At 67.4% G+C, this 13,307-nt stretch carries 14 protein-coding genes; 7 read left to right on the forward strand and 7 right to left on the reverse strand.

The features are described from left to right. Positions 1-115 precede the first annotated feature (115 nt). The 4 genes from greA to dapB form a co-directional block, all read right to left on the reverse strand. On the reverse strand, positions 116-580 hold the full coding sequence (gene greA / locus V3B64_RS18200; protein ID WP_026347191.1) for a transcription elongation factor GreA: 465 nt from the start codon (positions 578-580) through the stop codon (positions 116-118). A gap of 8 nt (positions 581-588) precedes the next feature. Continuing rightward, entirely contained in the window at positions 589-3,831 is a 3,243-nt protein-coding gene (gene carB / locus V3B64_RS18205; RefSeq protein ID WP_182267744.1) for a carbamoyl-phosphate synthase large subunit, read from the reverse strand. Positions 3,832-3,979: 148 nt separating this feature from the next. After that, positions 3,980-5,107, reverse strand: a complete 1,128-nt coding sequence (gene carA / locus V3B64_RS18210) for a glutamine-hydrolyzing carbamoyl-phosphate synthase small subunit (RefSeq protein ID WP_088025847.1) — start codon at positions 5,105-5,107, stop codon at positions 3,980-3,982. Between the two features lie 308 nt (positions 5,108-5,415). After that, entirely contained in the window at positions 5,416-6,144 is a 729-nt protein-coding gene (dapB, locus tag V3B64_RS18215) for a 4-hydroxy-tetrahydrodipicolinate reductase (protein WP_329914647.1), read from the reverse strand. Between the two features lie 72 nt (positions 6,145-6,216). On the opposite strand from dapB, the gene V3B64_RS18220 reads away from it, so the two are divergent. The 4 genes from V3B64_RS18220 (at position 6,217) to V3B64_RS18235 (ending at position 8,611) form a co-directional block, all read left to right on the forward strand. After that, on the forward strand, positions 6,217-6,996 hold the full coding sequence (locus V3B64_RS18220) for a 3-oxoacyl-ACP reductase (RefSeq protein ID WP_329914664.1): 780 nt from the start codon (positions 6,217-6,219) through the stop codon (positions 6,994-6,996). A 4-nt stretch (positions 6,997-7,000) separates the two neighbouring features. Next, entirely contained in the window at positions 7,001-7,396 is a 396-nt protein-coding gene (locus V3B64_RS18225) for a MerR family transcriptional regulator (protein ID WP_329914648.1), read from the forward strand. A gap of 55 nt (positions 7,397-7,451) precedes the next feature. Next, positions 7,452-8,033 (forward strand): NAD(P)H-dependent oxidoreductase, encoded by a 582-nt coding sequence (locus tag V3B64_RS18230; RefSeq protein ID WP_329914649.1) that lies wholly within the window; start codon positions 7,452-7,454, stop codon positions 8,031-8,033. 116 nt (positions 8,034-8,149) lie between these two features. After that, positions 8,150-8,611 carry a DUF4304 domain-containing protein gene (locus tag V3B64_RS18235; protein WP_329914650.1) on the forward strand — a complete coding sequence of 154 codons (462 nt, stop codon included), beginning with the start codon at positions 8,150-8,152 and terminating at the stop codon, positions 8,609-8,611. 69 nt (positions 8,612-8,680) lie between these two features. Here the strand turns inward: V3B64_RS18235 and V3B64_RS18240 are convergent, their stop codons facing one another. From V3B64_RS18240 to V3B64_RS18250, 3 genes are read right to left on the reverse strand one after another with little or no spacing between them, the layout of a single operon-like run. After that, the gene (locus V3B64_RS18240; protein WP_329914651.1) at positions 8,681-8,935 is read right to left on the reverse strand and encodes a DUF6587 family protein; all 255 of its coding nucleotides are present in this window, start codon (positions 8,933-8,935) and stop codon (positions 8,681-8,683) included. Further along, entirely contained in the window at positions 8,935-10,800 is a 1,866-nt protein-coding gene (locus V3B64_RS18245; RefSeq protein WP_329914652.1) for a ferrous iron transporter B, read from the reverse strand. Before V3B64_RS18245 ends, V3B64_RS18240 begins: the two co-directional genes overlap by 1 nt. After that, entirely contained in the window at positions 10,797-11,051 is a 255-nt protein-coding gene (locus V3B64_RS18250) for a FeoA family protein (protein WP_032128790.1), read from the reverse strand. The genes V3B64_RS18245 and V3B64_RS18250 overlap by 4 nt, the downstream gene beginning before the upstream one ends. 119 nt (positions 11,052-11,170) lie before the next feature. Here V3B64_RS18250 and V3B64_RS18255 point away from each other — a divergent pair, with 119 nt between their 5' ends. Genes V3B64_RS18255 through V3B64_RS18265 form a run of 3 tightly spaced genes read left to right on the forward strand, consistent with a single transcriptional unit; the run spans position 11,171 to position 13,256 of the window. Then, positions 11,171-11,959: an enoyl-CoA hydratase-related protein gene (locus tag V3B64_RS18255; RefSeq protein WP_107432688.1), complete on the forward strand. Its 789-nt coding sequence runs from the start codon at positions 11,171-11,173 to the stop codon at positions 11,957-11,959. A gap of 2 nt (positions 11,960-11,961) precedes the next feature. Beyond that, complete coding sequence (locus V3B64_RS18260; protein ID WP_329914653.1) at positions 11,962-12,363, forward strand: VOC family protein; 402 nt, start codon at positions 11,962-11,964, stop codon at positions 12,361-12,363. Continuing rightward, on the forward strand, positions 12,360-13,256 hold the full coding sequence (locus tag V3B64_RS18265) for a hydroxymethylglutaryl-CoA lyase (protein WP_329914654.1): 897 nt from the start codon (positions 12,360-12,362) through the stop codon (positions 13,254-13,256). The genes V3B64_RS18260 and V3B64_RS18265 overlap by 4 nt, the downstream gene beginning before the upstream one ends. The last annotated feature ends 51 nt before the right edge of the window (positions 13,257-13,307 follow it).

Below are 13,307 nucleotides of genomic sequence, written 5' to 3' on the forward strand. Positions count from 1 at the left end.
CGCCCCGCCCCCCCCCCCCGGGGCGCGCCCGCGCCCCCGCCCCCCAGCGCCCGCCCCCCCCCCCCCCCCCCCGCGCCCCCGCGCCGGCAACAGCAGGGTCGCCGTTGCCACTGGGTCAGTCCACGTAGCTGACGCTGACGATCTCGTACTCGCGCTGGCCGGCCGGGGCGTCGATCACGATCGAATCGCCTTCCAGCTTGCCGATCATCGCGCGCGCCACCGGCGAGGAAATCGCGATCAGGCCCAGCTTGATGTCCGCTTCCAGGTCACCGACGATCTGGTACTTCTTCTCTTCGTCGGTTTCCACGTCGGCCAGGGTCACGCTGGCGCCGAACACCACCTTGGAACCGGCGTTGAGCTTGCTCACGTCGATGATCTCGGCGTGCGACAGCTCGCCTTCCAGCTGCTTGATGCGGCCTTCGATGAAGCCCTGTTCCTCGCGCGCGGCGTGGTACTCGGCGTTCTCCTTCAGGTCGCCATGCTCACGCGCTTCGGCGATGGCAGCGATCACCTTCGGGCGCTTGACCGACTTCAGGTGATCCAGTTCGTCGCGCAGCTTCTGCGCGCCCTTCATCGTGATGGGGGCTCTCATGCATTCAACTCCTTGTGCAGCTCCTGCAGCGACCAGACGGGGCCGGTGCCGCGGAATTCCAGTGAATCCACCAGCGCCTTGGCGCCGGCAATGGTGGTCGAGTAGGTGACGCGATGTTGCAGCGCCTCGCGACGGATCGAGAACGAGTCGTTGATCGCCGAACGACCTTCGGTCGTGTTGACGATGTAGACGATCTCGCCGTTCTTGATCGAGTCGACGATGTGCGGACGGCCTTCGACCACCTTGTTGATGATCTCGCAGTCCATGCCGTGCTGCTGCAGCCACGCGGCGGTGCCACGGGTGGCGACCAGGCTGTAGCCACGCGCCAGCAGCGCCTTGGCCACCGGCAGAACGCGCTTCTTGTCCGGATCGCGGACCGAGACGAAGGCCTTGCCGACCGGCGGTGCCTTGATGCCACCGGCTTCCTGCGCACGCGCGAAGGCAGCGTTGAAGGTGCGACCGACGCCCATCACCTCACCGGTGGAGCGCATCTCCGGCCCGAGGATCGGGTCGACGCCCTGGAACTTGGCGAACGGGAAGATCGCTTCCTTCACCGAGTAGTAGTCCGGCACGATTTCCTTGGTCGCGCCCTGCTCGGCCAGCGTCTTGCCGGCCATGCAGCGGGCGGCGATCTTGGCCAGCGGCATGCCGGTGGCCTTGGACACGAACGGCACGGTGCGCGAGGCACGCGGGTTCACTTCCAGCAGGTAGATGGTATCGGCACCTTCATCGCTGGTCTGGATCGCGAACTGGGTGTTCATCAGGCCGACCACGTTCAGGGCCTTGGCCAGTTCCACCACCTGGCGACGTAGCTCGGCCTGGGTTTCAGCCGACAGCGAGTACGGCGGCAGCGAGCACGAGGAATCGCCCGAGTGCACGCCGGCTTCTTCGATGTGCTCCATCACGCCGCCGATCAGGACGTTGCCCTGGGCATCGGCAATGATGTCGACGTCGCACTCCACGGCATTGTCGAGGAAGCGGTCCAGCAGCACCGGCGAATCGTTGGACACCTTCACCGCGTCGCGCACGTAGCGGGCCAGGTCGGCTTCGCCGTAGACGATTTCCATCGCACGGCCGCCCAGCACGTAGCTCGGGCGCACCACCAGCGGGTAGCCGATCTCGCGGGCCAGCAGCAGGGCTTCCTGGTCGTTGCGGGCGATGCGGTTCGGCGGCTGCTTCAGGCCCAGCTTGTCGACCAGCTGCTGGAAGCGCTCACGGTCTTCGGCCAGGTCGATGGAGTCCGGGCTGGTGCCGATCACCGGCACGCCGTTGGCTTCCAGCGCGCGCGCCAGCTTCAGCGGGGTCTGGCCGCCGTACTGCACGATCACGCCCTTCGGCTGTTCCAGTTCGACGATTTCCAGCACGTCTTCCAGGGTCAGCGGTTCGAAGTACAGGCGGTCGGAGGTGTCGTAGTCGGTCGACACGGTTTCCGGGTTGCAGTTGACCATGATGGTTTCATAGCCATCCTCGCGCAGCGCCAGTGCCGCGTGCACGCAGCAGTAGTCGAACTCGATGCCCTGGCCGATGCGGTTCGGGCCACCACCCAGGATCATGATCTTGTCGCGGTTGCTCGGCGCGGCCTCGCACTCGTCCTCGTAGGTCGAGTACAGGTAGGCGGTGCCGGTGGAGAACTCACCGGCGCAGGAATCCACGCGCTTGTAGACCGGGCGCACCTTGTGCGCACGACGCAGCGCGCGGATGGCGGCTTCGTTGGTACCAGTCAGCTGCGCCAGGCGTGCGTCGGAGAAACCGGCGCGCTTCAGCTTGCGCAGGCGTGCGGCGTCCAGCGCGTCGATGCCACCAGCAGCGACTTCAGCCTCGGCCGCGATGATTTCCTCGATCTGGTCCAGGAACCAGTGATCGATGAACGACAGCGCGTAGATTTCTTCCACGCTCATGCCGGCGCGGAACGCATCAGCGACGTAGAACAGGCGCTCCGGGCCCGGGGCCTTCAGCTCGCGGCGCAGGGTCTGCAGGTCTTCTTCGTTGCTCAGGTCCAGGCCGGTCGGGTCGAAGCCGACCTTGCCGGTTTCCAGGCCACGCAGCGCCTTCTGCACCGACTCCTGGAAGGTACGGCCCATTGCCATCACCTCGCCCACCGACTTCATCTGGGTGGTCAGGCGGGCATCGGCGGCCGGGAACTTCTCGAAGGCGAAACGCGGGATCTTGGTGACGACGTAGTCGATCGACGGTTCGAACGAGGCCGGGGTCAGGCCACCGGTGATTTCGTTCTTCAGTTCGTCCAGGGTGTATCCCACGGCCAGCTTGGCGGCGACCTTGGCGATCGGGAAGCCGGTGGCCTTGGAGGCCAGCGCCGAGGAACGCGACACGCGCGGGTTCATCTCGATGACGACCACGCGGCCGGTCTTCGGGTTGATGCCGAACTGCACGTTCGAGCCACCGGTATCGACGCCGATCTTGCGCAGCACGGCGATGGAGGCGTCGCGCAGGCGCTGGTATTCCTTGTCGGTCAGGGTCTGCGCCGGGGCCACGGTGATCGAGTCACCGGTGTGCACGCCCATCGGGTCCAGGTTTTCGATCGAGCAGACGATGATGCAGTTGTCCGCGGTATCGCGGACCACTTCCATCTCGAACTCCTTCCAGCCCAGCACCGACTCTTCCACCAGCACTTCGGTGGTCGGCGACAGTTCCAGGCCGCGGCTGACGATCTCGACCAGCTCTTCGCGGTTGTAGGCGATGCCGCCACCGCTGCCGCCCAGGGTGAAGCTGGGGCGGATGATGGTCGGGTAACCGACGCGGGTCTGGATCTCCAGCGCTTCGTCCAGGGTGTGGGCGACGGCGGCGGTCGGGCATTCCAGGCCGATCTCACCCATGGCGACGCGGAACAGCTCGCGGTCTTCGGCCATGCGGATCGCTTCGCGTTTGGCGCCGATCAGCTCGACGTTGTACTTCTCCAGCACGCCGTTGTCGGCCAGGTCCAGCGCGCAGTTCAACGCGGTCTGGCCACCCATGGTCGGCAGCAGCGCATCGGGCTTTTCCTTGGCGATGATCTTCTCGACCGTCTGCCAGTTGATCGGCTCGATGTAGACGGCGTCGGCCATCTCCGGGTCGGTCATGATCGTGGCCGGGTTGCTGTTGACCAGCACCACGCGGTAACCCTCGTCACGCAGGGCCTTGCAGGCCTGGGCGCCGGAGTAGTCGAACTCGCAGGCCTGGCCGATGACGATCGGGCCAGCACCGATGATGAGGATGGTCTTGAGGTCAGTGCGCTTGGGCATTTTCTTCTCTAAGTCAGTACAGCGTGACAAGGGGGGTGATCGCACGCTGTCGATCAGGAATCTTGATCCGCAGCGCCGCGCCAGCGGCAGCAGCGTTGCGGGGTTTACGGTCCATCGCGACGCCACCGGGGGGCCGGCGGCGTACTGATCACGCCTTGGCCTGCTCCATCAGCACCACGAAGCGGTCGAACAGCGGACCGACATCGGTCGGGCCCGGCGACGCTTCCGGGTGGCCCTGGAACGAGAACGCCGGCACGTCGGTGCGGGCGACACCCTGGTTGGTGCCATCGAACAGCGAGCGGTGGGTCACGCGCAGGGTCGCCGGCAGGGTCGCTTCATCGATCGCGAAGCCGTGGTTCTGCGAGGTGATCATCACCCGGCCGCTGTCCAGGTCCTGCACCGGGTGGTTGGCACCATGGTGGCCGTGGCCCATCTTCATGGTCTGCGCGCCCGAGGCCAGGCCCAGCAGCTGGTGGCCCAGGCAGATGCCGAAGGTCGGGATCTTCACGTCGATGAAGGTCCTGATCGCTTCGATGGCGTAGTCGCACGGTTCCGGGTCACCCGGGCCGTTGGACAGGAACACGCCGTCCGGCTTCAGTGCCAGCACTTCGGCGGCCGGGGTCTGTGCCGGCACCACGGTCACTTCGCAGCCGCGCTCGGCCAGCATGCGCAGGATGTTGGTCTTCACGCCGAAGTCGTAGGCCACGACCTTGAACTTCGCCGGCACGCTGACGAAGGCGTTGGCGTCCAGGTCCAGCTGGCCCTCGGTCCAGGTGTAGGTCTTCTCGGTAGTGACGACCTTGGCCAGATCCATGCCCTTCAGCCCCGGGAACTTGCGGGCAGCTTCCAGTGCCTTTTCCACGTCGATGTCACCGGCCATCAGCGCACCGTTCTGCGCGCCCTTCTCGCGCAGGATGCGGGTCAGCTTGCGGGTGTCGATACCGGCGATGGCGACCACGCCGCGCTGGATCAGCCAGTCCTGCAGCGACACCTGGCTGCGCCAGTTGCTGGGACGGCGGGGAACATCGCGCACGATCAGGCCGGCCGACCACACCTTGGACGCTTCATTGTCCTGGTCGGTCATGCCGGTGTTACCGATATGCGGATAGGTCAGCGTGACCATCTGCCGGGCGTAGGACGGGTCGGTCAGCACTTCCTGGTAGCCGGTCATGGCGGTGTTGAACACCACCTCACCGACGGACAGGCCGGGCGCGCCTACGGATTCGCCCTCGAATACGGTGCCGTCTTCGAGGACGAGGATTGCGGCTTGGGTCACGGGAATCTCACTTTGGCTACCGAGGGGGCTGCCGAAGTCACGCCTGCGCTTCACGGAAATCCGGTTGCAAAAAAGCGCGGACGTGCGGTCTGGGACCGGTCCGGCTTTCGTGATTCGGCGAGTGCGAATTGTAGCGCTGCCGGGGCGCTCGCGCCAGCGGTTATCGCACTTCATGAACAGGCGATTGCGCATTCATTTCAATCCGGCGGCGTATGCGGGCCGCCATGACCCTGGTAGACGCCAACCTTGGTTGGCGCTTCCCGGAAAGCCTGCCAACCAAGGTTGGCATCTACCATCGGCCTGGACCGTTACCGGGGGCCGTCCAGCAGGTCCCGCACCCGATAGCTGCCCGGGGCGCGGCCCTGCAGCTGGCGGGCGGCAAACAGGGCGCCGCGGGCGAAGATGTCGCGGTTGGTGGCCCGGTGCACCAGCTCGATGCGCTCACCCAGTCCTGTGAACTGCACCAGATGCTCGCCGACGATGTCACCGGCACGCAGGCTGGCGTAATGCGGCTCCGCCCCGCCCCGCTGCGCGGCCGCGCCCAGGGTCAGCGCGGTGCCCGACGGCGCGTCCTTCTTCTGCGTGTGGTGCGATTCGACGATGTCACAGTCCCAGCCGGCCAGCGCCTGCGCCGCGCGCTCGACCAGCTCGTCCAGTACCGCCACGCCCAGGCTGAAATTCGACGCCCAGACCAGCGGGATGGACGCCGCCGCGGCCTCCAGCGCCTGCCGCTGGCTGCTGGAGATGCCGGTGGTGCCTGAAACCAGGCCCGCACCCCGCTCCACGCATAGCGCCAGCAGCGGGTCGAAGCCCTCCGGCAGGCTGAAGTCGATCGCCACGTCGAACGCCGGCGCACCGGGCAGCTCGCTGGCAGCAAAGAACGGCACGCCGTCGACCACGCGCTGGGCCGGGCCACGGCCGGTCACCGCGGCCACGATCTGCAGGGATTCGGGATGTTCGGCGGCCAGCCGCAGCAGGGCCTGGCCCATGCGCCCGGAAGCGCCATGAATGAGCAATCGCAGGGGAGTCTGGTTCATGCTCGCAGGCTAGCGGCAGCACACCCGCTCCGGCAAGCACCATCGCTGCTACGCTGCATGCCCTTTCATGCAATGGATGGCAGTTCCACCATGCAGATCAGCGAACAGCTGGTGCTGGTCACCGGCGCCGGCCGCGGCCTTGGCAAGCACATTGCCCGCGCCTTCGCCGCCCAGGGCGCCCGCGTCATCATCAACTACCACCGCAGCGAAGGCGCCGCACGTACGCTGGCCACTGAGCTGGGCGGACAGGCGATCGCGCTGCCGGCCGACGTCACCGACCGCGCCCAGGTCGATGCGATGCTGCAGCACGCGCTGGCCCACTTCGGCCAAGGTGTCACCACCGTGGTCAACAACGCGCTGGCCGCTTTCTCGTTCAATGGCGATGCCCGCGACGGCGCCGCGGAAATCGGTTGGCCGGCCTTCCAGGCGCAGTTCGAGGGCAGCGTGCGTGGCGCACTGAACACCGTGCAGGCCGCCCTGCCCGGTATGCAGGCCCGCCGCTTCGGCCGTGTGATCAACATCGGCACCAACCTGTTCCAGAACCCGGTGGTGCCCTACCACGACTACACCGCCGCCAAGGCCGCACTGCTGTCGCTGACCCGCACACTGGCCGGCGACCTCGGCCCGCACGGCATCACCGTCAACATGCTGTCCGGCGGCCTGCTGCGCACCACCGATGCCAGTTCCGCCACGCCCGAAGCGGTGTTCGACTACATCGCCGCCAACACCCCGCTGCGCAGCGTCACCACCCCGGCCGAATTCGCCGATGCCGCGCTGTTCTTCGCCAGCCCGTGGTCACGCGCGGTGACCGGCCAGAACCTGGTGGTGGATGGCGGATTGGTGCGGGACTGAGCCGATGCGCATCTCCGAGGTCAGCCGCCTGACCGGTGCCAGCGCCAAGGCCATCCGACTGTACGAGGCGCGCGGCCTGCTGCCGCCGGTGCCACGACTGAACCGCTACCGCGACTACAGCGAACAGGACGTGGCCTGGGTGCAGCTGATCCGCCAGGCGCTGGGGCTGGGTATCACGCTGGCGGCAATCTCGCGCCTGCAGGGCCGCGACGGGCAGCTCGACTGGCAGGCGGTGCTGACCCTGCTTGAGCAGCAGCGCAGCCGCATTGCCAGCGAGCGGGCACGGCTGGCGCAGGTCGAGCTCGACCTGCAGCAGGTCAGCGACGAACTGCAGCAGTGGCTGCTCTCCGGCAGCAATGACTGCGTGCTGGAACCCAGCGGCTGCACGACCCAGGCTTGACTCTGCCCTTGGGGCAGACCGCAGCCTCGCGCACTTTCCATTGCCCGAGGTTGCCGTGTCCCGTTCCATCCTGATCCTGCTCGGCCATCCCGACCGCGACAGCCTGTGCGGCGCCCTCGCCCAGCGCTACGCCACCGCCGCCGAGAATGCCGGCCACCGGGTGCGCCTGATCGCATTGGGTGAACTCGAGTTCGATCCGGTGCTGCGGCATGGCTACCGCCAGATCCAGCCGCTGGAAGCCGACCTGCAGGACGCGGCGGAAGCGATCGAGGCCTGCGATCACCTGGTGCTGGTCTATCCCACCTGGTGGGGTGCGATGCCGGCGCTGCTGAAGGGCTTCTTCGATCGCGTGCTGTTGCCGGGGTACGCCTTCCGCTACCGGCGCGATTCGGTGTGGTGGGACCGGCTGCTGGCCGGGCGCAGCGCGCGGGTGATCACCACGCTGGATACGCCGCCCTGGTACTACCGCTGGATCTACCGCGACCCGGGCATCACCCAGATCCGCGCCACCATTCTGGACTTCTGCGGCATCCGCCCGGTGCGGGTCAGCCGTCTCGGTGCAGTGCGCAGCAGTACCCCAGCACAACGCAGCAAGTGGCTGGCGTTGGCAGCAGAGCTGGGTTCACGCGCCAGGTAGATCCACGCCATGCGTGGATGAAATGCCGGCCACATTCCATGTGTCGCGTTTGCCAATTGACCGCCAGGCACCGTGCCTCAAGGCTGTGGGCCCTTCTTACGGCCCAGGCAAAGCCCATGAAATCCTCGACTGTCTTCAGCAAGTGCGCCAGGAAGACCGGCTTTTCCGGCACGTCGACGACCCGCTACCGCTTGCTGGATGCCGCCCTGCTTGTCGTCAATCACCAGCGCACCAGCGAAAGCCGGGGCTTCTATGTGAATGCCGGGCTCTACTTTCCAGAACTGCTCGAGCATCCCCTTGCGCCTGACGATCTTGAAACGGCTTTCCGGTACCGCTCCAGCATTCCCACACCCCATGTCGACTGGCGGATCGAAGAGACGCCCGGCCTGCGCCGGGCTTTCATCCAGCAGGATCTGGATGATCTGCTGGAGGCCGGCAACCGCGATGGGATGAAATGCCTGCTGCTCGGTGCCCTTGCCGACGTGGCGGGCTTCGCGGCAACCCATGGAAACCGCGAGTCGGTGCGGCGATTGAATCAGGACGGGAACTTCCGGGCGATCATCCGCAGAGAGGTCTAGTAGATCCACGCCATGCGTGGATGGACTCCAGGAGCGTGCGAACCAAGGTTCGCACCTACCAGGACACATTCAGTGCTGTTTGGGCGGCGTCGGTCCGCAGCTGTCGCAACCGCCACAGGCACCACCGCCTCCGCTCACCGGCGGTGCGATCTTCCGCCCCAGCGCCTGCAGCCAGGAGGCGCGGCTGGGTTTCAGCAGGGCCAACGCCAGCGCCCCGCGCAGCTTGCGCACGGTGCCGGGGAACTGCTTCTTCAGCACCACCCAGGCACTGACCAGCACGGCCACCGCGATGATCAGGTACTGGATCAGCAGGCCGGTATCCATCAGCCGCCTCCCAGCGCCTTGGTCACCTGGTAGGTGATCAGCGCCGCCACGTAGGCCGCAGCAAACAGGTAGAACGCCGAGAAGGCCATCGTCTTCCACGAATTGGTCTCGCGCTTGATGGTGGCCAGCGTCGAGATGCACATCGGGGCGTAGATGTACCAGACCAGCAGCGACAGCGCGGTGGCCAGTGACCAGCCGTCGCTGATCAGCGGGGTCAGCGCCTGGCTGGCGGCATCGTCATCGGCCGCCGACAGCGCGTACACGGTGGCCAGCGAGGACACCGCCACTTCGCGCGCGGCCAGGCCCGGAATCAGCGCGATGCAGATCTGCCAGTTGAACCCCAGCGGCGCAAAGAACACCGCCATCGCATGGCCGATCTGGCCGGCGTAGCTGTAATCGATGGCCGGCATGGTGGCGCCGACCGGTGCCGCCGGGAACGACAGCAGCACCCACAGCAGGATGGTCAGCGCCAGGATGATGCCGCCGACGCGCTTGAGGAAGATCATGCCGCGCTCGTACAGGCCCACCGCCAGATCGCGCACATGCGGCAGCCGGTACGACGGCAGCTCCAGCATCAGCGGGTGCTCGCTCTTGTCGCGGCGCCACTTCTTCATGATCCACGACATCGCCAGCGCACTGAGGATGCCCGCCGCATACAGGCCGAACAGCACCAGGCCCTGCTGGTTGAACACGCCCCACACCGTCTTCTGCGGGATGAACGCACCGATCAGCAGCGCATACACCGGCAGGCGTGCCGAGCAGGTCATCAGCGGCGCGACCAGGATCGTGGCCAGGCGGTCACGCGGGTCCTGGATGCTGCGCGTGGACATGATGCCCGGCACCGCGCAGGCGAAGCTGGACAGCAGCGGGATGAACGAGCGGCCGGACAGGCCGGCGGCGGCCATCATGCGGTCGAGCAGGAACGCCGCACGCGGCAGGTAGCCGGATTCCTCCAGCACCAGGATGAAGAAGAACAGGATCAGGATCTGCGGCAGGAACACCACCACGCCACCCACACCGGCGATGATGCCGTCAGTCAGCAGGCTGGCCAACGGGCCTTCCGGCAGCACGCTGCCAACGAAGGCACCAAGCCAGGCGAAACCGGCCTCGATGCCGTCCATCAACGGTGTCGCCCAGGCATACACCGCCTGGAAGATCAGGAACATCACCACCGCCAGGCTGATCAGGCCGAACACCGGGTGCAGCAGCCAGCGGTCCAGCGCGTCGTCGACTTTGGCGGTCCGTGCCGGCATGCGCACGGCCACCGACAGGATCTCGCGCACCTTGGCGTGGTAGTCGATGCCACCCTCCGGGCCCGGCACCGGTGCATCCAGGTGCGGCACCATGGTGTCCAGGCGCTCGACCAGGGCCTTGGCGCCCTGCTTGCGCACCGCCACGGTTTCCACCACCGGCACGCCCAGCTCGCGCTCCAGCGCGGCCACGTCCACCTGGATGCCACGGCGCTGGGCCGCATCGACCATGTTCAGCGCAACCACCATCGGCTTGCCCAGCTCGCGCAGTTCCAGCGCGAAGCGCAGGTGCAGACGCAGGTTGGTGGCGTCGATCACGCACAGCAGCACGTCCGGTGCAGCCTCGCCCGGGTAGAAGCCCCGGCACAGGTCACGGGTGATCGCCTCGTCCAGGCTGGCCGGGTGCAGGCTGTAGGCACCGGGCAGGTCGAGTACGGCGAACTCGCGGCCGGACGGCGCGCGCAGGCGGCCTTCCTTGCGCTCAACGGTGACGCCGGTGTAGTTGGCAACCTTCTGCCGGCTGCCGGTCAGCTGGTTGAACAGCGCGGTCTTGCCACTGTTGGGGTTACCGACCAGCGCAATGCGCAGGGGCGCGGTAGAAGTTGCAGCGGTCATGCGCGACGCTCCTGGCGGTTGGCGTCGACCACGACGCGCTTGGCTTCACTGATACGCAGCGCAAACCGGGTAAACCCGACCTGCACCAGCAGCGGCTCGCCACCGACCGGGCCCTTGGCCACCAGGCGCACTTCCTCGCCCTTCACGAAACCCAGCTCGCGCAGGCGACGGGCGATGGCATCGTTGGCATGGAGGTCCTGCACGGACTCGACCACGGCCGAGGCGTGCAGCGGCAGTTCGGACAGCGTCATCTAGCGCATTCTCTGCTGGATGTAAATGGTTCTCGATTCTAACATTCCCGCGTCGCGTCATGGCCCATGACCAATGGCCCGCTATGATCCATACAGGTATGGAGTGACCCTGGAATCCCATGAACGATGCTTTGCAGATCGAGCGCAGCGGCGCCGTCCTCACCCTCTGGCTGAACCGGCCCGAGCTGCACAATGCCTTTGACGCCGGCTTGATAGCGCGGCTGACCGCCGCCCTCGAAGCCGCCGGACGCGACGACGCGGTGCGCGCGGTAGTGGTGGCCGGCCACGGCGCCTCCTTCTCGGCCGGCGCCGACATGCAGTGGATGCGTGGCATGGCCGCCGCCAGCGAGGCCGACAACCGCGAGGACTCGCTGGCCCTGGCGCGGCTGATGCGCACCCTGGACGAGCTGCCCAAGCCGACCCTGGCCCGGGTCCACGGCGCGGCCTTCGGTGGCGGCGTCGGCCTGGTCGCCTGCTGCGACATCGCCATCGCCAGCACCGCGGCCCGCTTCGGCCTGACCGAAAGCCGCCTCGGCCTGCTGCCAGCGGTGATCTCGCCCTACGTGATCGAGGCCATCGGCCCGCGCCAGGCGCGGCGCTGGTTCGCCACCGGCGAGCATTTCGACGCCGAGACTGCGCTGCGCATCGGCCTGGTCCACCAGCTGGTCGAGCCGGAACGCTTGGACGAGGCCGTGCAGCGCCAGCTGGCCCTGCTCGACAAGGCCGGCCCGATCGCTTCTTCCAGCGCCAAGCAGCTGGTGCGGCAGGTGCGTGACAGCCATGACCGCGATGCCCTGGATCGCGATAATGCCGCCCTGATCGCGCGCCTGCGGGTGTCCGCCGAGGGCCAGGAAGGCCTGGGCGCCTTCCTCGACAAGCGCGCGCCCCACTGGGTCACGGAAGCCTGAACATGCTCGATCATCTTGGTTTGACCAGCGCCGACCTGGCGCGCAGCAAGACCTTCTTCCTGCAGGCGCTGGCGCCGCTGCAGATCGGCGTGGTGATGGAAGTCACCGCCGAACAGACCGGCGCGCACGACCACATCGGCTTCGGCAGCGAGGGCAAGCCGTTCTTCTGGCTCGGCAATGGCGGCACCGCCAGCCACGGTGTGCACGTGGCCTTCGCCTGCGCCAGCCGCACCCAGGTGGACGCCTTCCATGCCGCTGCCCTCGCCGCCGGCGGTCGCGACAACGGCGCGCCGGGCCTGCGCCCGTGGTACCACCCCGACTACTACGGCGCCTTCGTGCTCGACCCGGATGGCAACAACATCGAGGCGGTCTGCCATCGCCCCGTCAGCGAGGTGGCCGCATGAGCGACTACGTCCGCATCGTCGAGGTCGGCCCGCGTGACGGTCTGCAGAACGAAAAGCAGTTGGTGTCCACCGCCGACAAGATCGAACTGATCAACCGCCTGTCGGCCACCGGCCTGCGCAGCATCGAGGCGACCAGCTTCGTCAGCCCGAAGTGGATCCCGCAGCTGGCCGATGCCGCCGAGGTCTACGCCGGCATCCAGCGCCGGGCCGGCATCCACTACCCGGTGCTGGTACCGAACGAACAGGGCTACGACCGCGCCCGTGCGGTGGGCGTGGAGGAAGTGGCGGTGTTCACCGCTGCTTCGGAGGCGTTCAACCGCACCAACACCAATGCAGGCATCGACGAATCGCTGGCCCGGTTCGAGCCGATCCTGCGCCGCGCCGCCGCCGATGGCGTGCGCGTGCGTGGCTACGTCTCCACCGTGCTCGGCTGCCCTTACCAGGGCGACGTACCGCTGGCCGACGTGGTGCGGGTGGCGCGTGCCCTGCATCAGATGGGCTGTTACGAAATCTCGCTGGGCGACACCATAGGCGTCGGCACCCCGCGCAAGGCCCGGGCGATGCTGCAGGCGGTTGCCGCCGAGATTCCGATGGCCGCACTGGCCGTGCACTTCCATGACACCTATGGCCAGGCCATCGCCAACATCGCCACCTGCCTGGAAGAAGGCGTGCGCGTGGTCGACAGCGCGGTGTCTGGCGCCGGTGGCTGCCCGTATGCCAAGGGCGCCAGCGGCAACGTCGCCAGCGAGGATGTGGTCTACCTGCTGCAGGGCCTGGGCCTGGACAGCGGCGTGGACCTGCCGGCACTGGCCGAGACCGGCCGCTGGCTGGCCGGCCTGCTCGGCCGCGCCACTGCCAGCCGCACCGGCCAGGCACTGGCCGCCGCCGGCTGACCGCTGCACTGCGCCGCCCTGCACCGGCGGCGCAGTGCACAACAGCGGCGG

Source organism: Stenotrophomonas sp. SMYL86 (assembly GCF_036320025.1).
GTDB lineage: Bacteria > Pseudomonadota > Gammaproteobacteria > Xanthomonadales > Xanthomonadaceae > Stenotrophomonas > Stenotrophomonas maltophilia_A.